General features: G+C 74.5%; 16 protein-coding genes. 6 read left to right on the top strand and 10 right to left on the bottom strand.

Annotated features, from left to right (window positions below; translation table 11 throughout):
* Window positions 1-16: 16 nt before the first annotated feature.
* The 5 genes from AC1C2W_RS14280 to AC1C2W_RS14260 form a co-directional block, all read right to left on the bottom strand.
* Window positions 17-1,303, bottom strand: coding sequence for an FAD-binding protein (locus AC1C2W_RS14280; RefSeq protein WP_495389924.1), 1,287 nt, complete (start codon window positions 1,301-1,303; stop codon window positions 17-19).
* A 4-nt stretch (window positions 1,304-1,307) separates the two neighbouring features.
* On the bottom strand, window positions 1,308-2,483 hold the full coding sequence (locus AC1C2W_RS14275; protein WP_495413451.1) for a winged helix DNA-binding domain-containing protein: 1,176 nt from the start codon (window positions 2,481-2,483) through the stop codon (window positions 1,308-1,310).
* A gap of 5 nt (window positions 2,484-2,488) precedes the next feature.
* Window positions 2,489-2,857, bottom strand: a complete 369-nt coding sequence (locus AC1C2W_RS14270) for an STAS domain-containing protein (protein ID WP_495389922.1) — start codon at window positions 2,855-2,857, stop codon at window positions 2,489-2,491.
* Between the two features lie 98 nt (window positions 2,858-2,955).
* Window positions 2,956-3,513 carry an aminoacyl-tRNA deacylase gene (locus tag AC1C2W_RS14265; protein WP_495389921.1) on the bottom strand — a complete coding sequence of 186 codons (558 nt, stop codon included), beginning with the start codon at window positions 3,511-3,513 and terminating at the stop codon, window positions 2,956-2,958.
* Window positions 3,510-5,825: a PASTA domain-containing protein gene (locus AC1C2W_RS14260; protein WP_495413450.1), complete on the bottom strand. Its 2,316-nt coding sequence runs from the start codon at window positions 5,823-5,825 to the stop codon at window positions 3,510-3,512. The genes AC1C2W_RS14265 and AC1C2W_RS14260 overlap by 4 nt, the downstream gene beginning before the upstream one ends.
* 237 nt (window positions 5,826-6,062) lie before the next feature.
* Here AC1C2W_RS14260 and AC1C2W_RS14255 point away from each other — a divergent pair, with 237 nt between their 5' ends.
* Window positions 6,063-6,845: a LamB/YcsF family protein gene (locus tag AC1C2W_RS14255; RefSeq protein ID WP_495413449.1), complete on the top strand. Its 783-nt coding sequence runs from the start codon at window positions 6,063-6,065 to the stop codon at window positions 6,843-6,845.
* 2 nt (window positions 6,846-6,847) lie between these two features.
* Window positions 6,848-8,584 (top strand): 5-oxoprolinase subunit B/C family protein, encoded by a 1,737-nt coding sequence (locus tag AC1C2W_RS14250; protein WP_495413448.1) that lies wholly within the window; start codon window positions 6,848-6,850, stop codon window positions 8,582-8,584.
* Here the strand turns inward: AC1C2W_RS14250 and AC1C2W_RS14245 are convergent.
* Window positions 8,581-9,294 carry a TetR/AcrR family transcriptional regulator gene (locus tag AC1C2W_RS14245; protein WP_495389917.1) on the bottom strand — a complete coding sequence of 238 codons (714 nt, stop codon included), beginning with the start codon at window positions 9,292-9,294 and terminating at the stop codon, window positions 8,581-8,583. The genes AC1C2W_RS14250 and AC1C2W_RS14245 overlap by 4 nt on opposite strands.
* An 82-nt stretch (window positions 9,295-9,376) precedes the next feature.
* Here AC1C2W_RS14245 and AC1C2W_RS14240 point away from each other — a divergent pair, with 82 nt between their 5' ends.
* Genes AC1C2W_RS14240 through AC1C2W_RS14230 form a run of 3 tightly spaced genes read left to right on the top strand, consistent with a single transcriptional unit; the run spans window position 9,377 to window position 13,465 of the window.
* A complete protein-coding gene (locus AC1C2W_RS14240) occupies window positions 9,377-10,573 on the top strand; it encodes an FAD-dependent monooxygenase (RefSeq protein WP_495413447.1) in 1,197 nt (398 codons plus the stop codon).
* Window positions 10,574-10,622: 49 nt separating this feature from the next.
* Window positions 10,623-12,422, top strand: a complete 1,800-nt coding sequence (locus AC1C2W_RS14235) for a glycoside hydrolase family 15 protein (RefSeq protein ID WP_495413446.1) — start codon at window positions 10,623-10,625, stop codon at window positions 12,420-12,422.
* Complete coding sequence (locus AC1C2W_RS14230) at window positions 12,419-13,465, top strand: glucose 1-dehydrogenase (RefSeq protein WP_495389914.1); 1,047 nt, start codon at window positions 12,419-12,421, stop codon at window positions 13,463-13,465. The genes AC1C2W_RS14235 and AC1C2W_RS14230 overlap by 4 nt, the downstream gene beginning before the upstream one ends.
* A gap of 71 nt (window positions 13,466-13,536) precedes the next feature.
* Here AC1C2W_RS14230 and AC1C2W_RS14225 read toward each other — a convergent pair whose 3' ends face one another.
* On the bottom strand, window positions 13,537-15,027 hold the full coding sequence (locus AC1C2W_RS14225; RefSeq protein WP_495389913.1) for a dicarboxylate/amino acid:cation symporter: 1,491 nt from the start codon (window positions 15,025-15,027) through the stop codon (window positions 13,537-13,539).
* A gap of 410 nt (window positions 15,028-15,437) precedes the next feature.
* Here AC1C2W_RS14225 and AC1C2W_RS14220 point away from each other — a divergent pair, with 410 nt between their 5' ends.
* Complete coding sequence (locus tag AC1C2W_RS14220; protein ID WP_495389912.1) at window positions 15,438-16,454, top strand: arginase family protein; 1,017 nt, start codon at window positions 15,438-15,440, stop codon at window positions 16,452-16,454.
* A 101-nt stretch (window positions 16,455-16,555) separates the two neighbouring features.
* Here AC1C2W_RS14220 and hutI read toward each other — a convergent pair whose 3' ends face one another.
* From hutI to hutH, 3 genes are read right to left on the bottom strand one after another with little or no spacing between them, the layout of a single operon-like run.
* Window positions 16,556-17,818, bottom strand: a complete 1,263-nt coding sequence (gene hutI / locus AC1C2W_RS14215) for an imidazolonepropionase (protein ID WP_495413445.1) — start codon at window positions 17,816-17,818, stop codon at window positions 16,556-16,558.
* Entirely contained in the window at window positions 17,815-19,512 is a 1,698-nt protein-coding gene (gene hutU, locus AC1C2W_RS14210; protein WP_495413444.1) for a urocanate hydratase, read from the bottom strand. Before hutU ends, hutI begins: the two co-directional genes overlap by 4 nt.
* A 22-nt stretch (window positions 19,513-19,534) precedes the next feature.
* Window positions 19,535-21,280: a histidine ammonia-lyase gene (gene hutH, locus AC1C2W_RS14205; RefSeq protein WP_495413443.1), complete on the bottom strand. Its 1,746-nt coding sequence runs from the start codon at window positions 21,278-21,280 to the stop codon at window positions 19,535-19,537.
* Between the last annotated feature and the right edge of the window lie 54 nt (window positions 21,281-21,334).

Here is a 21,334-nt window from a genome sequence, read left to right as displayed (position 1 = left end):
TCAGGAGGGCGCAGGCTCAGCCGGCGAGCAGCCGCCCCACGAGCCCGCCGCGCAGCCGGCCCTCGGGGTCGAATCGCCCCGCGAGCTCGCGGAAGTCGTCGAACCGCGGGTACAGCGCCGCCATCTCCTGCGGGGCGAGCACGCTGACCTTGCCCCAGTGCGGACGCGCCCCGAGCGGGAGCAGCGCCGCCTCGACGGCGGGCAGCACGGCCCGCACCGCGTCCTCCTGCGGCAGCCAGGTGAAGTGAAAGCCGACGGAGGGTTCGTCGAACGGGCTGAGCCATAGGTCGTCCGCGGCGATCGTGCGGATCTCGCTCGTCTGGAGCAGCGGGGCCACCTGCGATCCGAGCCGGCGCATCGCCTCGATGGCCACGACGGCGTTGCGGCGCGGCAGCAGGTACTCGGACTGCACCTCGTCGCCCGCGGACGGCGTGAACTCCAGACGGAAGTGGCTGAGCCGCTCGTTCCACGAGCCCGGGACGCCGAGCTGCTCCGTGCACGCCGACGGGTCCACGCCCGGCAGCGGGTGCACCGCGACGTCCGACCAGCGCAGGAACTGCGGCGCCAGGCCGCGCACCTCGGGGCGCCGGCCGCCGTCGGCCCCTGCCACGGACTTGAACCACACGTGCCGCACCGCCGGCTCGTCCCAGCTGGTGAACGCGCTCACCGAGTACGCGGCGGAGGCGATGGCGTCGAAGTTCGCGAGGTAGGTGTCCCACGGCACGTCGGCCGCCACGTCCTGCCGCACGGTGAACGCCGGGACGGTGCGCAGCTCCACGCGCGTCACGATCCCCAGCGCGCCCAGCGAGACCACCGTGCCGGCGAAGACGTCCGGGTCGCTCGCGCGCGTGATGCGGCGCAGCTCGCCGCCGGGCGTCATGATCTCGAGGCCCTCGACGGCGCCCGCAAGGCTCGGATTGGCGTCGCCCGAGCCGTGCGTCGCCGTGGCGACGGCGCCGGCCACCGAGATGTGCGGCAGGGAGGCCAGGTTGCCCAGCGCCCGCCCCGTCGCGTGCAGCGCGCGGGACACCTCGCCGTAGCGCAGGCCCGCGTTCACCGACACGACCTCGTTCTCCGGCCCGCCGTCCACCGGCACCGGGTCCACCGCCGGGCGGCCGTCGTCGAGCGCGTCCACCTGCACGTGGACGCCGTCGGTGTCCGCCACGTCGTTGAACGAGTGGCGCGACCCGAGGGCGCGCACCTGCCCGGCGCCCTCGAGGACGTCGGCCAGCTCCTCGAGCGACGTCGGTCGGACGACGGAGGATGCGGCGTACATGAAGTTCCCGGCCCAGTTGCGATGCACGGCCCTACCCTGCCATCCCCCCGACCGCGCCGAGGTACGCCTCGAGGTCGGCGACGGCGGCGTCCAGCGCGGCCCGCTCGGCCACAGTCGGGTCGCGCAGCCACTGCACGTCGACGGCGGCACCGCGGCCAGAGGGCGCCGGCCAGCGCCAGCGCCCGGCGACGACGCCGTCCACCGCCACGCAGTGCACGTACGCGCCGGCGCGGTCCTGGGGCGGCAGGGCCGGGTCGAACACCACGTGCCGGGTCTCGCGGTACGACATGAGCAGCTCGTCATAGGCCTGCAGCAGGTCGACGACGGGCTCGTCGTCGCCGGCGTCCTCGTCCCCCTCGCCGAAGCCAGGGTCGGGCCGCTCCGCGGCGGTGCCGGCCGTGCCGACGAGCGTCAGCCCTTCGAGGTCCCCGGCGCCCGGCACCTGCAACACCTCCCCCGCGTCGACCAGGGCGGCGAGGGCGGGCGTGAGGTCACGGACGGTCACGTCGCTCCACAGCCGCAGGTCGTTCACCGTGGCGAAGGCGCGGCCGGGCAGGTAGCGGCGCCACAGCTCGACGGTGGCGGCCTCCGCGTCGAAGCGCTCGCCCAGCGGCCCGTACCCGGCGGGCACCCGGTCGTCGAACGTCGCGTACGACTGGTGCTGATACGGCTTCCCGGCCGGCGGCGGGCCGCTGATCACGAGCTGTTGCAGCTCGGCGTGCATGAGCATCTGGGTGAACGCCAGGCCGGGAGCGTCTGGCGCAAGGACGCCGCGCGCGAGCAGCTCGTCCTTGATCTCCGCGCGGGTCCGCGGGCCGTCCGACACCGAGGCGGCGACAGCGTCGGTGCCCGGACCGAGGTCGCCCAGGTCCCACGACCGCTCCGTGGACGCCATCAGACGCGCGATGCGCGGCGCGGTCAGCTCGAGCAGCCAGCGCGCGTCGGCGGGCCGCACCAGGTGCCAGGTGGGGCGCAGCGCGTGCGTACGCAGCACCAGCCCGTCGGTGAGGGCCGCGTTGGCGGCAGCACGGTCGGGGCGCGACGACGGCGCCACCCGACGCGACAGCCCCCACAGGGCCGGCTGGAGCTCCTGGCCCTGCACGGCCAGCTGGGCGCCGACCACGGCGGGAAGGTCGGGCAGGTGCCCGCCCCGCAGCCCCGTCGCACGGAGGCGCGCCGCACGGACGGCCTCCGGGTGGAGCTCCACCCGGGTCAGCCGAGCCGGCCGGCGGACTCGGACTCGGTCAGGGGAATGCGGCCGCCCATGCCCACCATCTCCAGCACCTCGGCCACCGCGTCCGAAGGCTGGAACAGGCTCACGGGTGTCCCCGACTCCTGGCCGAGCATGTACACCTGCAGGATGAACGCGACTCCGGAGGAGTCGATGAACGAGACGTCCCGGGTGTCCAGGACGATGGGGTGGGTCGTACCCCGGGCGGCGAGCGCCGCCATCGCGTCGCTCGCGGCCTCCCGCAGCGCGGCGTCGACCTCGCCCCACAGGGTGAGGACGGTGGCCTCGTCGGTGGTGCGCGACGCGATGCCGGAGTTCGGCCCGGGGTCGTTGCTGGTGTCGATGTCCATGTGCTTGTGCTGCTCCCCGTGGCGTGGTGCCGGTCGGCGCGCGGACGCCGTCTGTGTCCTCTCGGTACAGCGGGCGGCCCGCGTCGAGTGTTCCCCCGTCAGGCGGATTCGTCCAGCATCCGGTCACTCTGACGGGTCGATGTGCTCGTCGGTCCAGGGTCGTCCAGGTCGGTGACGTCCGCGACCCGGGCGTCGAGCACGCGCACCAGCTCGGCGCCGTCGACCGTCGCAGACACCCCGTGCCCGCCGGCCCCGATCGACACCTGGCCGGCCTCCGGGATCCGCGAGTCGGCGACCACCGGCCAGGCGGTGAGCGAGCCGAACGGCGTGATCGTGCCCCGCTCGTAGCCCGTGACGTCGCGCGCCACGTTCCGGTCCGGCATCGACAGCCGGGACACGCCGAGCAGAGCGCGCAGCCGCGGCCACGAGATCGTGCGGTCACCGGGCACGAGGACGAACAGGTAGTCGCCCTCGCCGCGGCGCACCACCAGCGTCTTGATCACCTGGGACGGCGAGATGCCGCGAGCGCTCGCCGCCTCCTGCAGCGAACCCACCGGGCCGTGCCGTGCGATCTCGAACGCGATCCCCGACTGCTCCAACGCCTCGCGCGTGCGCCGCTCGCCCGGCGTCTCCGCCGCGGAAGAGGTGGTCGTCACTCGTCGCCCGGGCCGGTCGACACGACGAGGGTCACGGTGGAACCCGCGTCCACGCTCTCCTCGGTGCCGGGCTCGATCCGCACGACGACGCCCTTCGGCTCCTCGTCGCTGGTCGCCTTGACCACGTTCCATGTGAGCCCGGCGTCCTCCAGGATCTGCTGCGCGGTCTCCAGGTCCTCGCCTACGAGGCTATCCGGCACCTCAACCTGCTCCGGCGGCGGCGGCCCGGTCGAGACGGCGACGGTCACGGTAGAACCGACGTCCACGCTCGTCCCGGCGGCGGGATCCGTCGAGACGACGTCGCCTGCCTCCTGCTCGCTGCTGGCGTCCTCGACCACCGTCACCTCGAGGCCGGCGTCCTTCAGCGCCTGCGTCGCGGACGCCTTCTCCTTGCCGACGACGTCCGGCACGGTGACCTGCTCCGGCTGCGGCGGGCCGGTCGAGACGGTGACCGTCACGGTGGAACCCTGCTTCACCCTCGTCCCGGCGGCGGGATCCGTCGAGACGACGTCGCCTGCTTCCTGCTTGGTGCTGGGCTCCTCGACCACCGTGACATCGAGCCCGGCGTTCTTCAGGTCCTGCGTCGCGGACGTCTCGCCCTTGCCGACGACATTCGGCACCGCGACCTTCTCCGGCACCTGCTCCGGGCCGCTCGAGACGACGAGGGTGACGGTCGTCCCCTTCAACACCTTCGTACCGGCGCCCTGGGTCGTCAGGACCTGGCCCTTGCGCTCGTCACTGGCCACCGTCCTCGTCGTCACCTTGAGCCCAAGCTTCCCGAGCTGCTGCTTCGCCGTGGCAAGGCTCTTGCCGGCGACGTCCGGCACGGTGACCTTCTGCTTCCCGGTCTCCCCCGGCTTGGTGTCGCCGCCCTTGTCCGGCGTCGTGCCGCCCTTGCTCGGATTCGACCCCTTGTCCTTGCCCGAGCCCTTCTGGACCGACGTCGAGTTCCCGACGGCCTTACTCGGCGCCTTGCTGTCCCTGGCCCGGTCCTTCTCCTTGGTGCGCTCGGCGACCGTGTCCGGCGTGTCCCCGCTGCCGCCACCGGCGCCCCAGGAGTCGACGTCGTCCGCGTTCCAGGCACGGTCGGGGATCGGCCCGGCGGCGAAGAACTCGAAGTGCCACGGCTCGGGCTTCGAGCCGGTGAACCGTGCCCAGGACGGGTTGTCCCACCCGTAGTCCGGCGCGTGCACGCGCATCCACGTGTACTCGGCCGACGTGCCGGTCGAGATCGGGGTCGAGAGGTCGACGGCGAGACCCCAGCCGTGGTTCGAGGTACCGGGCGTCGCCGCGAGGTAGCCCTTCGTGGCCTTGAGGCGAACCTGCGAGTCGTAGGTGCGGTACGAGTCCGTCATCGGGATCGGGACGCCGAACTCCTTCTCGTACTCGGCGCTGAGGGCCGTGAGCTGCTCGGCCGCGTCACAGCGCAGCATGTGGCCCGGGGCGAAGTCGAGGGGGCACAGCGCCGACGTGGGGATCTGCCCGTTGGCGTAGCCCGCCGTGCTGTTCCCGTACTTGTCGACCACCTGGAGCAGGCCCGCCGTCAGCGTCGCCCGAGCCGCGGTCGTCCCGTCCGCGCCGGCCGGCAGGATGCCGGCCTCGAGGGTCGTCATCGCCGGGTCGAGCAGCGTGGCCAGCCGGGTCGCGGCGACCAGGACGTCGTCGAACGTCACGGCCTCCCCGTCGTGCGTCACGAGGTCCCCGGCGTCGACGGCGGCCTCGGCGTCCACCGCGCCCGGCCCCGTGGGGACGTCGCGCGCGACGCTCGTGACCTCGACGTCCTCGACGTCCTCGGCGACCGACGACGGCTCGGCCGGCTCGGGAACCGTCTTCAGGGCGACGGGCGACGGCACCGTGTGGTCCGCCGCGGCGAAGGGCTGCTCGGCGGTCTTCTCGGCCTCCTGCGCCAGGTAGGTGCTCAGGAGCATGCCGAGCTCGGCGGCCGCCTGCTCCACCTGCGGGGTCACCTTGCGGCCCGCGTCCTTCGCGGCGATCTCCGCCCGCTCGAGGACGCCCAGCACCTCCGCGATCGTCGTCGGGCCGCCCGAGGTGGAGGTGCCGACGACCCCGACCGAGACGCCCTCGCCCACCTGGCTGCCCGCGCCGAACTCCGGCGAGCCCTGGTCCGCGGAGATCGCGTCGTCGCCGATCTCGCTCCCCGGCAGGCCCGCGACCGGGGCGGCGAGGAAGCCGGCGGCGAGCACGCACGAGGCGGTCACCGTGGCGAGCTGCCTCCCGAACCGGCGGCGCCGGGCTCCCGTTTCCGCTGTGTCGGCGCGCGCGCCCAGGCCGGTGCCCATCGAAGACCTCACGACGACGAACCTCCCCCATCGGCACTGCTCAGGCGCTCGGATCTTGTCACACCCTGGTGCCGTCGTGTGACACAGGCGACAGGATCGTCCCTCCACTGTGCGCCGAGCGCCGAGGACATGCCACCCCTGGCGGCAAGAGTTCACATGGCGCTCGTCCACGCATCATCGAGGGAGCCCGCGGCAACCGCCCTGATACCCGGGCACCGCGCCGCCGTACGCGAGGGCAGACTGGCGGACATGACCACCGTCGACCTCAACAGCGACCTCGGCGAGAGCTTCGGCCGGTGGACCCTCGGCGACGACGAGGCGATGCTCGGCATCGTGTCGTCGGCCAACGTGGCCTGCGGCTTCCACGCCGGCGACCCGGCGTCGATCCGCCGCACCGTGCGCCTGGCCGCCGCGCGCGGCGTCGCGGTCGGGGCCCACGTCGGCTACCGCGACCTGGCGGGCTTCGGCCGCCGCGCCATCGACGTCCCGTCCGAGGAGCTGCGCGCGGACGTGATCTACCAGATCGGCGCACTACAGGCCCTCGCCGTCACCGAGGGCACGCGCGTCACGTACGTCAAGCCGCACGGCGCCCTCTACACCGCGTCCGCGGTGGACGCGCGGGTGGCGGCCGACGTCGCCGCGGCGGCCGCGGCCGTCGACCCGTCGCTGGTGCTGCTCGGGCTGCCCGGCACCCGCTCGCTCGAGGCGGCCGAGGCCGCCGGGCTGCGCGTCGCCGCCGAGGCGTTCGCCGACCGCGCGTACACGCCGTCCGGCACGCTCCTCCCCCGGGGCGAGCCGGGCGCAGTCCTGCACGACCCCGACGTCGTGGCCCGCCGCATGCTGCGGCTCGTCGCCGAGGGTGTGGTCGAGGCGGCCGACGGGACGACGGTCACCGTGCGCGCCGAGTCCGTGTGCGTGCACGGCGACTCCCCCGGCGCCGTCGCGATGGCGCGGCGCATCCGCGAGGTCTTCGACGCCGAGGGCGTGCGGCTCGCCCCGTTCGCGCCCGCCGCGCCGCTCGCGGAGGCCTGACGGTGCGCGTGCTGCCCGCGCGCGACGACGCCGTGCTCGTCGAGCTGGACGACCTCGCCCAGGCGCTCGCGCTGCACGCTTCGCTCGCCGCACGGCCGGTGCCCGGCGTCGGGCAGACCGTGCCGGGCGCGCGCACCCTGCTCGTGCCGTTCGACCCGTGGCACCTCCCGGGGCGCGAGCTCGCCGCCGTCCTCCGCGACCGGATCCTGGTCGAGCCCGGCGAGACCCCGCGGCACGGTCCCGACCCGTCGACAGGCTCAGGACGGCGCACGCTCGACCGGCGCGGAACCACCCTCGTCGAGATCCCCACCGTGTACGACGGCGAGGACCTCGCCGACGTCGCCGACCTGCTCGGCTGGGGCACGGAGGAGGTGGTGCGCCGCCACGCCGCCGCGTCGTGGGTGGTGGGGTTCGTCGGCTTCGCGCCGGGGTTCGCCTACCTCACGGGGGACGACGAGGGGCTGGTCGTGGCCCGGCGGGACAGCCCGCGCACCCGGGTGCCCGCCGGCTCCGTGGCGCTCGCCGGGCCCTACTCCGGCGTCTACCCGCGCGCGAGCCCCGGCGGCTGGCAGCTCGTGGGGCGCACGGACGTCGTGACCTGGGACCCCGACCGCGACCCGCCCACGCCCTGGGCGCCCGGCGACCGCGTCCGCTTCACCGCCGTGCGGGAGTCTGTCCGCGCGGCCGCCCGCACGGCGGCCGAGCCTGTCGGAACCACCCGACGGGCCGGTGCCGCCCCTTCGACCGACTCAGGCCGGCGCGGGCTCGATCACCGAGGCGGCGAGCTCGAGGTCCTGGCGCCGGGCCTCCAGGCGCTGGTGCAGGACCTCGGCCGCCCGGGCCTCGCCCACCTCGGCGTGTCCGCGTCCGGGGCAGCGGACCCGCGCAGCCTGCGCGCGGCGAACCGCGCCGTGGGGAACCCGGCGGGCGCGGCGGCGATCGAGGCGGCCGGCGGAGGGCTGCGGCTGCGCGCCCGTGGTTCGGTGGTGGTGGCGCTCGCCGGCGCGGACGCGGGCGCGGTCGTGCGCCCCGCCGGCGACGACGCCCGGCCGACGCCCGTCGCGCGGCCGTTCCGCCTGGACGACGGCGCCGAGCTCGAGCTCGGCGCGCCCGCCCGCGGCTGGCGGACCTACGTCGCGGTGCGCGGCGAGATCGACGTCCCGCCCCTGCTCGGGTCCCGCGCCACGGACGTCCTCGCCCACCTCGGCCCGGACCCCCTCTCCCCGGGCACCCTCCTCCGCTGTGGGCCCGGAGATGGCCCACCCTGTGCGGGAGGAAGGGGCCATCTCGATGCTCACAGCGGACCGGTGGGTGCCGTCGCGGTGGGCGACGTCGGTGCCCCCGACGCCGCCGCGCTCCCCGCGCCCGGCGAGGTCACGACGCTCCCGCTCGTGCTCGGCCCGCACGACGACTGGTTCGACGCCGCCGCCGTGGAGCTGCTGCGCCGCCAGGAGTGGGAGGTCACCGCGCGCTCCGACCGGGTGGGGCTGAGGCTTGGTCCGTCGGCAGGATCGGCGGGCGCCCGCCCGCTCGAGCGCGCGGCCTCGGCCCGGGAACGCGAGCTGCCCAGCGAGGGCTGCGTGACCGGCGCGCTGCAGGTGCCGCCCGACGGGTGGCCCGTGCTGTTCGGCGCCGACCACCCGCTCACCGGCGGCTACCCCGTGGTCGGGGCCGTGCCGTCCACGCACCTGTGGCTGCTCGGCCAGCTCCCCGGCGGGGCGCTGGTGCGCTTCGCCTAGGCCCGCTCGTCCGCGAGCGCCCCGACGCCGGCGAGCACGCGCCCGATGCCGAACTGCAGGGCGTCGTCTCGGGTGGTCGCGGACGTCTCCGCGAACGCGGCCACCGTCAGCGGGTAGGTGTCGGCGCGTTCGGCCAGGATCGGCGCGAGCCGCGCGGCCAGGTCCGCCTCCGGCGCCGGCCCGCTCACCTGCTGCCGCACAGTCGACATGACGTGCCCGACGAGCAGGGCGAGCGTGTCGAGCTTCTCCGCTCCGGTGAGCGGCAGGCCGGCGATCGCGGCCAGCCCGGCCTCGTACCAGGAGAGCTCCGCCGGGCCGGGGGCGTGCGGCCGCTGCGCGAGCTCCACGCACCAGGGGTGGGCGAGGGCGCGCGCGTGCACGCTGTCGGCCCAGTCCGTCAGAGCGGCACGCCAGTCCGTGCCGCCGACCTCGGGCGCCTCACCGAGCGCCAGGTCGAGCATCAGCGAGTCCAGCTCAACCCGCCCGGGCACGTAGCGGTAGAGCGCCATCTTGGTGGTGCCGAGGCGCTCGGCGACGCTCTGCATCGTGACGGCGTCGAGGCCGCGGGCGTCGGCGATCTCCACCCCGGCCGCGGCGACGCCCTCCACGGTGAAGCGAGGCTTCGGCCCCCGCCGCACGGGCGCTGAGCGTCGCCACAGGAGCGCGACGACGTCGTCCTCTGTGGTCGTCGGGGAGTTCGGTGCGCTCATCGGTTCCCTCCAAAAAGATTATTGCGTCCATCGTACGCGGTGCCCTACTGTGTCCACAGGACGCGATTAATGGAGGGGCATCATGGCCACCACGAAGATCCTCATCTCGGGCGCGAGCATCGCCGGCCCGGCGCTCGCGCGCTGGCTGGGCCGCAACGGCTTCGACGTCACGGTCGTCGAGAAGGCGCCCGCACCCCGGCCCGGCGGGCAGGCCGTCGACTTCAAGGGCCGCACGCACCACGACGTGCTGACCCGCATGGGGATCCTCGACGACGTCCGTGCGCGCCAGACCGCCAAGACGGACTGGCGCATGGTCGACGCGCACGACCGGGTCCGCGCAGTGATCCCCGGCGAGTTCATCGGCGGCGACGTCGAGATCCTGCGCGGCGACCTCGCCGGCATCCTGCTGGAGCACAGCGCCGCCGACGCGGAGTACGTGTACGGCGACGAGATCGTCGCGATGGGCGAGGCGACGGCCGGGGTGCAGGTCTCCTTCGCGCACCGGCAGAGCGAGCGCTTCGACCTCGTGATCGGGGCGGACGGCATGCACTCCGCCGTGCGGCGGCTCGCGTTCGGCCCCGAGGAGGAGTTCATGCAGAACCTCGGGTACTACTACGCGGTCGCGGGGGCGAACGCGCCGCTCGACGACCTTGAGACCCGGCTGCCGGACGGCCGCGGCGTCGCCTACGGGTACAACACACCCGGGCGGCTGGCGCTGCTGGGCGGCCAGAAGGCGCCGAGCCTGTTCGTCTTCAGCGCGCCGGGTGCCCGAGGTCCGGGCCCGGCCTATGACCGCCACGACGTCGCCTCCCAGCGCGCGTTCCTCGAGGCTGCCTTCGACGGCGTCGGGTGGCGCGTCCCCGCCGCGCTCGCCGCCGCCCGCGAGGCGCCCGATTTCTACCTCGACGCGCTGGCCCGCACCCGCATGACGTCGTCGACGCGCGGACGGGTGGCCCTCGTCGGCGACGCCGGGCACGCGAACACGCTCGGCGGCTTCGGCACCGGGCTCTCCCTCGTCGGCGCCTACGTGCTCGCGGGCGAGCTGGTCGCCGCGCATGGCGACCACGCGGCGGCGTTCGCGGCCTACGACCGCCGCATGCGGAAGCCGACCAAGGTCGCGCGGTCGGGAAACGCCGGCCCGTTCCTGGCGCCGCAGTCGCCCGCGCGCCTCCGGATGCGGGACTGGAGCTTCACCACCCGGTGGGCGTACCGCTCGATGCTGTGGATGACCGACACCTTCGCCACCGACGACACGATCCCGGCGTACGGCCTGCGCTGACGCCGCCGTCCCACCTGCGAGGAGGGTCACGGCGCACCACACTCATGGGGTGGCGCAGCGCATCGAGGACTACGGGATCATCGGGGACCTACACACCACAGCCCTCGTCGGCAGGGACGGCTCGATCGGCTGGCTGTGCCTACCCCGCCTGGACTCGCCCGCCTGCTTCGCGGCGCTGCTCGGCGGGCCGGAGCACGGGTTCTGGCGGTTGTCACCGGCGAGCGGCGGGCCGTGCACCACCCGGCGCTACCGCGGGGACACCCTCGTCCTGGAGAGCGAGTGGACCACGCCTGACGGGACGGTCCGCGTCATCGACCTCATGCCGCCCCGCGACGGCGTGCCCGACGTCGTGCGCATCGTCGAGGGCGTGAGCGGGCGCGTGGGCATGACGACCGAGCTACGGCCGCGGTTCGACTACGGGTCGGTCGCGCCGTGGACCACGATCGACGGCACCGACATCTCGACGGTCGCCGGCCCCGACGCCCTGCAGCTCGACACCCCGGTCGAGGTCGTGCACGAGGAGCGCTCCGTCCGGGCCCGGTTCGAGGTGTCCGCGGGCCAGCGGGTCCCGTTCGTCCTCACGTACCACCCGTCGTACCGGCCCCGTCCGCGCACCGAGAACGCCGACCGTGCCCAGCGCGAGACCGAAGGCTTCTGGACCGAGTGGGTGTCCCGGGCCCGCTACCGCGGACGCTGGGAGGACGCGGTACGGCGCTCGCTCGTGACGCTCAAGGCCCTGACGTACGCACCCAGCGGAGGTATCTTCGCCGCGGCGACGACGTCGCTGCCCGAGCAGCTCGGCGGCACCCGCAACTGGGACTACCGCTTCTGCTGGCTGCGCGACGCCACGTTCACGCTGCAGGCGCTGCTCGGCACCGGCTACGTGGCCGAGGCGCGCGCGTGGCGCGAGTGGCTGCTGCGGGCGATCGCCGGCGACCCGGCCGACCTGCAGATCATGTACGGCATCGACGGCCGGCGTCGTATCCCCGAGCTCACCATCGACTGGCTGCCGGGCTACGAGGGCTCGGCGCCCGTGCGCGTCGGCAACGCGGCGGCCGAGCAGTTCCAGCTCGACGTGTGGGGCGAGGTGCTCGACAGCCTGCACGTCGGCCGCGAGGCGGGGCTCGCGCCCACCGACGACGCGTGGGCGCTGCAGCGCACGCTGCTCGACTTCCTCGAGGGGCACTGGGACGACCTCGACAACGGCCTGTGGGAGGTGCGGGGCCCGCGGCGCGCCTTCGTGCACTCGAGGGTCATGGCCTGGGCCGGCGTCGACCGGGCCGCCCGAGCCGTGGAGGCGTACGGGCTCGACGGGCCGGCGCCCCGCTGGCGCGGCCTCGCCGAGACCATCCACGCCGACGTGTGCCGTCGCGGTTACGACCGGGACCGCAACACCTTCACCCAGTTCTACGGCTCCGACGGGCTCGACGCCGCACTCCTGCTGATCCCGAAGGTCGGGTTCCTGCCGTGGGACGACCCGCGTGTCCTCGGTACGGTCGACGCCGTGCAGCGCGAGCTGACCGAGGACGGGCTGCTCCTGCGCTACCAGACCCACCTCGACGACCGCGTCGACGGCCTCCCGGGGCGCGAGGGCACGTTCGTGGCCTGCAGCTTCTGGCTGGTCGACGCGCTGCACGGCATCGGCCGGGAGGACGAGGCGGTCGCGCTCTTCGAGCGCCTGCTGACGCTGCGCAACGACCTGGGCCTGCTCAGCGAGGAGTACGACCCGCGCACCTCGCGCCAGCTGGGCAACGTGCCGCAGGCGTTCAGCCACGTGGGGCTCGTCAACGCCGCGCGCACGCTGCGCGGCTCCGGAGGGGACTCCACCACACAGGAGGACGACCGATGAGAGCACTGACCGTCGTGCCGGAGCAGGCCGGCTCGCTCGCCGTGACGGACGTACCGGACCCCCGGCCGGAGGCCGGGGAGCTCCTCGTCGACGGGATCGCCGTCGGCGTGTGCGCCACCGACCGCGAGATCGCCGCCGGGGAGTACGGGACGCCACCGCCGGGGCGCGACCGGCTGGTCCTCGGGCACGAGTCCCTCGGCCGAGTGCGCGACGCGCCGGCGGGCAGCGGCTTCTCGCCGGGCGACCTCGTGGTCGGCGTCGTGCGACGCCCCGACCCGGAACCGTGCGGCGCGTGCGCGAGGGGCCAGTTCGACATGTGCCGCAACGGTCGGTACACCGAACGGGGCATCAAGGGCCTCGACGGGTACGCGAGCCAGACCTGGACGGTCGAGGCCGACTACGCCGTCCGCCTCGACCCCGCGCTCGAGGAGGTCGGCATGCTGCTGGAACCCACGACCGTCGTGGTCAAGGCATGGGAACAGGTGTGGGCCGTGGGCGAACGCGCGTGGTTCGAGCCACGGACCGCCCTGGTGACCGGGGCCGGGCCGATCGGCTTGCTGGCCGCGCTGATCGGCGTCCAGCAGGGCCTCGAGGTGCACGTGCTGGACCGCGTCACCACCGGCCCCAAGCCGGACCTGGTGCGCGACCTCGGCGCCGTCTACCACAGCGCGTCCGTCGACGAGATCGCGGACGACGTGCAGCCCGACGTCGTGATCGAGGCGACCGGCGCGAGCTCCGTCGTGCTCGAGGCCCTGTCCGCGACCGGGACCTACGGGGTCACGTGCCTGACGAGCGTCACGCCCACCGGACGTCACCTGCGGTTCGACGCGGGGGCGGCCAACCGGGAGATCGTGCTCGAGAACGACGCCGTCGTCGGGTCGGTCAACGCCAACCTCGGGCACTACCGCGAGGGGGCGGAGGTGCTCGCCCGCACCGACCCGGACTGGCTGCGGCGCCTCGTCACCCGCCGGCTGCCCCTCGAGCGGGCCGCGGAGGCGTTCACCCCGAGCGACGACGTGAAGGTCGTCGTCGACCTCGGGTGAGGGCGGGTGAGGGCGGGTGAGGGGCGGGTGAGAGCCCGGCGGGTTCGACCGCCGGGCCCTCACCGGCGGCGTCAGGCGCGCGTCCCGGCCTCCGCCAGCTCGCGTCCGTCCTGCCCACCGGACTCCCCTGGGCCGGTCGAAGGGTCGTCCTGCGCGGCGTCGGTCGCCTCGGCGCCCTCGGCGTCGTCGTCCTCGAAGAGGTTCTCCGCCGACGCGGCGCGGAACTGCTCGAGGTCGAGGATGCCCTCACGCTTGGCGACGATGGCCGGCACCAGCGTCTGGCCCGCGACGTTCACCGCGGTGCGGCCCATGTCGAGGATCGGGTCGACGGCGAGCAGCAGGCCCACGCCCGCGAGCGGCAGCCCGAGGGTGGACAGCGTCAGGGTCAGCATGACCATGGCGCCGGTGAGGCCCGCCGTCGCGGCGGAGCCCACGACCGACACGAACGCGATGAGCAGGTAGTCGCCGACCGACAGGTCGACGCCGAAGATCTGCGCGACGAAGATCGCGGAGATCGCCGGGTAGATCGAGGCGCAGCCGTCCATCTTGGTGGTGGCGCCCAGCGGCACCGCGAACGACGCGTATTCGCTCGGCACGCCGAGGTTGCGCTCCGTGACGCGCTGCGTCACCGGCATCGTGCCCACCGAGGATCGGGAGACGAACCCGAGCTGGATCGCGGGCCACGCGCCCTTGAACCAGGCGATGACGCCGAGGCCGTTGACCTTGAGCAGCACCGGGTAGACGACGAACAGCACGAGCGCGAGGCCCACGTAGATCGCCACCGCGAACGACCCGAGCGAACGCAGCGACTCCCAGCCGTACGCGGCGACCGCGTTGCCGATGAGGCCCATCGTGCCCAGCGGGGCGAGGCGGATGATCCACCACAGCACCTTCTGCACGATGGAGAGCGCCGAGCGGTTGAACGCGAGGAACGGGTCGGCCTTGGCGCCGGACTTCAGCGCGGCGATGCCGATGACGAGCGCGACCACGAGGATCTGCAGCACGTTGAAGCTGATGCCGGTCTCGGCGCTCAGCGCGCCGTCCGCGCCGGCCTCGACCGAGGTCGAGGCGCCCAGGCCCAGCACGTTGGTCGGGATGAGGCCGTTGAGGAAGTCCAGCCAGGTGCCGGTGCTGGACGGCGCGGCGCCGTCAGCGGTGGACAGGGACGTGTTGTGGCCGGGCTGGAAGATCAGGCCCAGGCCGATGCCGATCGCCACGGAGATCGCGGCGGTGATCGCGAACCAGAGCAGCGTCTGGCCGGCCAGGCGGGCGGCGTTGGTGACGGTGCGCAGGTTGGCGATCGACGCGACGATCGCGGTGAAGATCAGCGGCGGCACCACGGCCTTGAGCAGCGTGACGAACGACGAGCCGATGGTGTCGAGCGTCGTGGTGAGCCCGTTCGGCGTCTCACCATCCGCCTGCGGGCCCATGGACAGCGCGAGCCAGCCGAGCAGCACGCCCAGGCCGAGGCCCAGCAGGATCTGGACCGAGAACGACGGGAAGCGCAGACCCTTGCGGGCGCGGGGTTCCGCGCCGGGGATCTTGGCGGTTGCGGAGGACACGAGGAAACCTTTCGCCTGGGCGCCGCCGTACGGCGCCAGTGGGTGGGCGGACGTCGCCCACGAGGGGTGTGGATCGGGGGGCAGGAGGTGCCCGGCGCAGCGGTGCCCGACGGGCCAGCGCAGGCGCGACCGCCGACGACGGCGTCGGCGGGTCAGCGAAGGGTCAGCGACACAGCGCGCTGGCGACGCGACCGAAGTCGACGTCGAGGCGCGCGATGAGGAGGTGCCTCACGGGGACGCTGCAGGCCACGGGTGCTCCCAGAACGATCGAGAATCGGGGTGATCAGGCGACCGGATTGATCGACATGATCGAAGGGACGTATCGAATCCACGAATTCCGCACCCTAGCAGGGACACGACGCGCCGCCCAGAGGGTGTGAGCCGCCTCATGTCCGCCGTACGGTCGCCACGTGACCGACGCCTCCCTGCCCCACGACCCCCTCTGGCCTCGAGCGGGCGGGTGGCCTGCGACGACGCCTGACAAGTCGCCCGCCGACCTCGCCCTGCTCGGCGTCCCCACCTGGCGCACGTCGTTGTCGCCGACGGGCGCGCACGCCACGCCCGCCGCCGTGCGCGACGCCCTGCGCCGCTACAGCCCCGCGCTGATGTCTCGTCGGTCGAGCCTGTCGAGACCACACCCGCCGGTCGAGCAGGAGCACGTCGACCCGGACGAGCTCGCCGTCGTCGACCACGGCGACGTCAGCGAGCCCGACGGCCCGGACGGCGAGGCCCGCGCCCGGGCCGCCGTCGCCGACGCGCTGGCGGGTGCGCGCGCCGTCGTCGCGCTCGGCGGCGACAACGCCCTGACCGTCCCGGTCGCACTCGGTGCGTGGGGCGAGGACCTCTCGACCGCCGGGCTGATCACCCTCGACGCACACTTCGACCTGCGCGACGGCGTGTCCAACGGCTCCCCCGTGCGGCGGCTGATCGAGGCGGGCCTGGACCCGGCGCGGATCGTCCAGATCGGCATCGCAGACTTCGCGAACTCGGCGGCCTACGCGCGCCGGGCGCGGGACCTCGGCATCACCGTCGTGACGCTCGACGACCTGCGACGGCTGCTCCACCGCAACGGCCCGGGCCGGCTCGACGCCGTCGTCCGCAAGGCCCTCACCGTCGCCGGGGCCGCGGGCGGGCCGATCCACCTGGACGTCGACGTCGACGTCTGCGACCGCTCCGTCGCCCCCGGCTGCCCCGCGAGCGTGCCCGGCGGCCTCGCGGCCTGGGAGCTGCGCGCACTCGTCCGCGAGATCGTCAGCGACCCGCGCGTCCGGTCCGTCGACATCGCCGAGGTGGACGCCACCGCCGACGCCCCCGACGGCCGCACCGTCCGCCTCGCCGCCCTCTGCGTCCTGGAGGTCCTCGCCGGCCTCGCCCACCGCCGAGGTAGTCCAGAACTCGGCGAGGTAGTCCAAGACCCGGCGAGGTAGTTCCGTTCTCCGCGAGGTAGTCCGAAAATCGGCGAGGTAGTTCCGCGGCGGCGAGACGACGACGGTGGGGGCCAAGCTGAACTACCTCGCGGAGAACGGAACTACCTCGACGGGTGCCCGTCCTTCCAGACGGCGTGCACCAGCGGGACGCCGGGGCGGTAGGCGAGGTGCGCGCGGCTGGGGGCGTCGAGGACGACGACGTCGGCGCGGGCGCCGGGCGCGAGGTGCCCGATGTCGGGCCGGCGCAGCGCGAGCGCCCCGCCCGCGGTCGCGGCCCAGACGGCCTCGGCGACAGTCATGCCCATCTCGCGAACCGCGAGCGCCACCATGAGCGGCATCGAGCTCGTGTACGACGAACCGGGGTTGCAGTCGCTGGCCAGCGCGACGACGGCGCCCGCGTCGAGCAGCCGCCGGGCGTCGGGGTACGGCTGCCGGGTGGAGAACTCGACTCCGGGCAGCAGGGTCGCGACGGTCCCTTGGGCCCCCGACGACCCGTCCCACGACCCCGCGAGCGCGGCGACGTCGTCGTCGGACAGGTACGTGCAGTGGTCGACGGCGGCCGCGCCGAGGTCGACGGCGAGCCGCACGCCCTCGCCCGGGCCGAGCTGGTTGGCGTGCACCCGCACGCCGAGCCCGGCGGCCGCGCCGGCCTCCAGCACGCGGCGGGCCTGCTCGGGGGTGAAGGCGCCCTTCTCGCAGAAGACGTCGACCCACCGAGCGTGCGGGGCGCACGCGGCGAGCATGTCGCCGCAGACCAGGTCGACGTACGCGTCGGCGCGCCCGTCGAACTCGGCGGGCACCACGTGCGCGCCGAGGAACGTCACCTCCTCGGTGACCTCCCCCGCGATGCGTACCGCGCGCTCCTCGTCGGCCACGGTGAGGCCGTAGCCGCTCTTCACCTCGAGCGTGGTCGTGCCCTGGGCCAGCGCCTCCGCGACGTGCCGCGCCAGGCCGGCCCGCAGCTCGTCGTCGGACGCCGCCCGCGTGGCGGCGACGGTGGTGCGGATGCCACCCGCCGCGTACGGGCGGCCGGCCATGCGGGCCTCGAACTCGGCCGACCGGTCGCCCGCGAAGACGAGGTGGGTGTGGCTGTCCACGAACCCGGGCACGACGGCGCGCCCCTCCACCCCGACGACGCGGTCGGGTGCGCGGCCGAGCGCCTCCTCGACGCCCTCCGCGCACGAGCGCTCCGGGCCGGCCCACGCGACGCGGCCGCCGTCGAGCAGGAGTGCGGCGTCGCGCACGACGCCTGCCGGTTCGCCGTCGACCCCGAGCGACGGGGAGTTGGCGGTCAGCTCGCCGATCCCGAGGATCAGGGTCGCCGGGTGCGATCCTCCCGGGTGCTCCACCTCGCGCACGGTCACGCCTCCCGCTCGGGGTCCACGCCCTCCAGCATGGGCACGCGCAACCCGCCACGCTCGGCGGCGCGGGCGGCGTCGTCGTACCCGGCGTCGACGTGCCGCAGGACGCCGAGACCCGGGTCGTTGGACAGCACCCGCGCGAGCTTCCGCGCCGCGAGCGGCGTGCCGTCCGCGACGGACACCTGGCCGGCGTGGATCGACCGCCCCATCCCGACGCCGCCGCCCTGGTGCAGCGACACCCACGTGGCGCCCGACGACGCGGCGGTGAGCGCGTTGAGCAGCGGCCAGTCGGCGATGGCGTCGGAGCCGTCGGCCATGCCCTCCGTCTCCCGGTACGGCGACGCGACGGAGCCGGCGTCGAGGTGGTCACGACCGATGACGAGCGGCGCGCGCACCTCCCCCGAGGCCACGAGGTCGTTGAACGCCAGGCCGGCGCGGTCGCGCTCGCCGTGCCCGAGCCAGCAGATCCGCGCCGGCAGCCCCTGGAACGCGACGCGCTCCTGGGCGGCGCGGATCCAGCGGTGCAGGTGGTCGTCGTCGAACAGGTCCAGCACCGCGCGGTCCGTGGCGGCGATGTCGCGCGGGTCGCCGGAGAGCGCGGCCCACCGGAACGGCCCCTTGCCCTCCGCGAACAGGGGCCGGATGTACGCGGGGACGAAGCCGGGGAAGTCGAAGGCTCGGTCGAAGCCTCCGCGGCGCGCCTCGTCGCGGATCGAGTTGCCGTAGTCGAACACCTCCGCGCCCGCGTCGAGGAAGCCGACCATGCCCTCCACGTGCCGCGCCATCGACTCGCGCGCCCGGTCGGTGAACTCCTCGGGCTTGGCGGCGGCGTAGTCGGCCCACTCCTCGAGGGAGACGCCGAGCGGCAGGTACGAGAGCGGGTCGTGCGCCGACGTCTGGTCGGTGACGACGTCGACCTCGACGCCGCGCTTGAGCAGCTCCGGCACCACGTGCGCGCTGTTGCCGACCACGCCGACGGACAACGCGCGCCGCTGCGTGCGCGCCGCCTCGACCCGGCGGACGGCGTCGTCCAGGTCGTCGGCCACCTCGTCGAGGTAGCGCTCGCGCACGCGGCGCTCCAGGCGCGAGCGGTCGACGTCGACCACCAGGCACACGCCACCGTTGAGCGTGACGGCGAGCGGTTGGGCGCCGCCCATGCCTCCGCAGCCGCCGGTGAGGGTGAGCGTGCCGGCGAGCGTCCCGCCGAACTTCTTCACCGCCACCGCGGCGAGGGTCTCGTACGTGCCCTGGAGGATGCCCTGCGCACCGATGTAGATCCACGAGCCGGCCGTCATCTGCCCGTACATCGTCAGGCCCTGCGCCTCGAGCCGACGGAACTCGGGCCACGTCGCCCAGTCCCCCACGAGGTTGCTGTTGGCGATCAGCACCCGCGGCGCCCACTCGTGGGTGCGCAGCACGCCGACGGGCTTGCCGGACTGGACGAGCAGCGTCTCGTCGTCGGCGAGCGTCGTGAGGGTGCGGACGATGGCGTGGTAGCTCGGCCAGTCGCGCGCGGCGCGGCCGGTGCCGCCGTAGACGACGAGGTCGTCGGGGCGCTCCGCCACCTCCGGGTCCAGGTTGTTCATGAGCATCCGCAGCGGGGCCTCCGTCTGCCAGCTGCGGGCGGTGAGCGTCGTGCCGCGCGGCGCGCGCACGGGGACGGGGGTCCCCCGGTCGTAGGACATGGCGTGGGACATCGTCGTCTCCTTCAGCGAGGGGTCAGTGGAGCGGGCCGACGGCGGCGCTCGCGGCCCCGACGACCTCGCCGTCGGCGACGAGCCGCGTCACCGCGTCGATCTCGGGGGCGAGGAACCGGTCCGGGCCCGGCCCGGGGACGGCGCTGCGCAGCAGGTCGTGGACGGCCCTCGTTCCTCGCAGCGACCTGTCAGGACCAGGCCCAGGAATACCTACGCGTGGCCCTGACAACTCTGAGGCCTGAGAGTTGTCAGGATCACGCGCGGAAATACCCTCACGTGGCCCTGACAACTGGGCGAGGCGGAGGTCGAGGGCGCGCGCGGCGGTCATGAGCTCGATGGCGAGCACGCGGCCGAGCCCGTCGACCGACCGGCGCAGCTTGCGCGCCGCGGCCCAGCCCATGGAGACGTGGTCCTCCTGCATCGCCGACGACGGGATGGAGTCGACGCTCGCCGGCGCGGCGAGGCGTTTGAGCTCCGAGACGATCCCGGCCGCCGTGTACTGGGCGATCATCAGCCCGGAGTCGACGCCCGGGTCGTCGGCGAGGAAGGCGGGCAGCCCCTCGTTGCGCGCGACGTCGAGGAACCGGTCGGTGCGCCGCTCGCTCATGGACGCGACGTCGGCCGCCGCGATGGCGAGGAAGTCCAGCACGTACGCGACGGGCGCCCCGTGGAAGTTGCCGTTGGACTCGACCCGCCCGTCCACCGTGACGACGGGGTTGTCGATGGCCGATGCCAGCTCGCGGCCGGCGACGGTCGATGCGTGGTCGACGGTGTCCCGCGCCGCGCCGTGCACCTGCGGGGCGCAGCGCAGCGAGTACGCGTCCTGCACCCGCGTGCACTCGGGCCGCCCGTCGGCGTCGAGGGTGCGATGGCTCGCCACGACCGGCGAGCCCGCGAGCAGCGCGCGCAGGTTCGCGGCCGACGCCGCCTGGCCGGGGTGCGGGCGCATGCCGACCAGGTCCGCGGCGAACGGCGCGTCAGAGCCGAGCAGCGCCTCCACGCTGGACGCGGCCGCGACGTCCGCCGTCGCGAGCAGGCGCCGTAGGTCGTCGAGGGCGAGGCACAGCATCCCGAGCATGCCGTCGGTGCCGTTGATGAGGGCGAGGCCTTCCTTCTCGCGCAGCTCCAGCGGCGCGATGCCCGCGGCCGCGAGCGCCTCCCCGCCGTCCCGCAGCTCCCCGTCGGCGTCGCGCGCCCGACCCTCGCCGAGCGCGGCGAGCGCGACGTGCGCCAGCGGCGCCAGGTCTCCCGAGCATCCGAGCGAACCGTACTCGTGCACGACGGGCGTGACCTGCGCGTTCAGCATCGCCGCGTACGTCTCCGCCACGACGGGCCGCGCGCCCGTGCGACCGGTGGCGAGGGTGGCGAGCCGCAGCAGCTGCAGGGCCCGCACCACCTCGCGCTCCACCTCGGGGCCGGCGCCGGCGGCGTGCGAGCGCACCAGGCTCAGCTGTAGCTGAGCCCGCTTCTCGGTGGGGATGTGCCGGCGGGCGAGCGCGCCGAACCCGGTGGACACGCCGTAGTGCGGGCGGTCGTCGTCGGCCAGGGACTCGACGACGGCGCGGCTTGCAGCCATCGCGGCCAGCGCTCGGTCGGTGAGGCGCACGGGCGCGCCGCGGCGAGCGACGTCGACCACGTCCTCGATCGTCAGCGGCCCTTCGCCCACCTCGACCACCCGGAGCGCGCGGTCGGGCGTGGGGGCGGGACCCGCCGTCGGGCCCGGAGCAGGGCGGCCGGGGACGGCCGCGGGGTGTGTCGACGCTGTCATCTCGCCAGCACACACCGCGGCACGGCGCCCCCGACAGGGCGGCGACGGAGGTTC

It is taken from the genome of Isoptericola sp. Y581, from assembly GCF_059445475.1.
The sequence above is the reverse complement of the archived record's forward strand: the minus strand, read 5'-3'. Positions and strand labels throughout refer to the sequence as shown.

What these genes read in the sequence shown, in the direction of transcription:
- AC1C2W_RS14240 (WP_495413447.1), top strand. Translation starts at nt 9,377, where the DNA reads ATGGCCACCACGAAGATCCTCATCTCGGGCGCGAGCATCGCCGGCCCG.
- hutU (WP_495413444.1), bottom strand. Translation starts at nt 19,512, where the DNA reads ATGTCCCACGCCATGTCCTACGACCGGGGGACCCCCGTCCCCGTGCGC.
- hutH (WP_495413443.1), bottom strand. Translation starts at nt 21,280, where the DNA reads ATGACAGCGTCGACACACCCCGCGGCCGTCCCCGGCCGCCCTGCTCCG.
- AC1C2W_RS14230 (WP_495389914.1), top strand. Translation starts at nt 12,419, where the DNA reads ATGAGAGCACTGACCGTCGTGCCGGAGCAGGCCGGCTCGCTCGCCGTG.
- AC1C2W_RS14270 (WP_495389922.1), bottom strand. Translation starts at nt 2,857, where the DNA reads ATGGACATCGACACCAGCAACGACCCCGGGCCGAACTCCGGCATCGCG.
- AC1C2W_RS14255 (WP_495413449.1), top strand. Translation starts at nt 6,063, where the DNA reads ATGACCACCGTCGACCTCAACAGCGACCTCGGCGAGAGCTTCGGCCGG.
- AC1C2W_RS14245 (WP_495389917.1), bottom strand. Translation starts at nt 9,294, where the DNA reads ATGAGCGCACCGAACTCCCCGACGACCACAGAGGACGACGTCGTCGCG.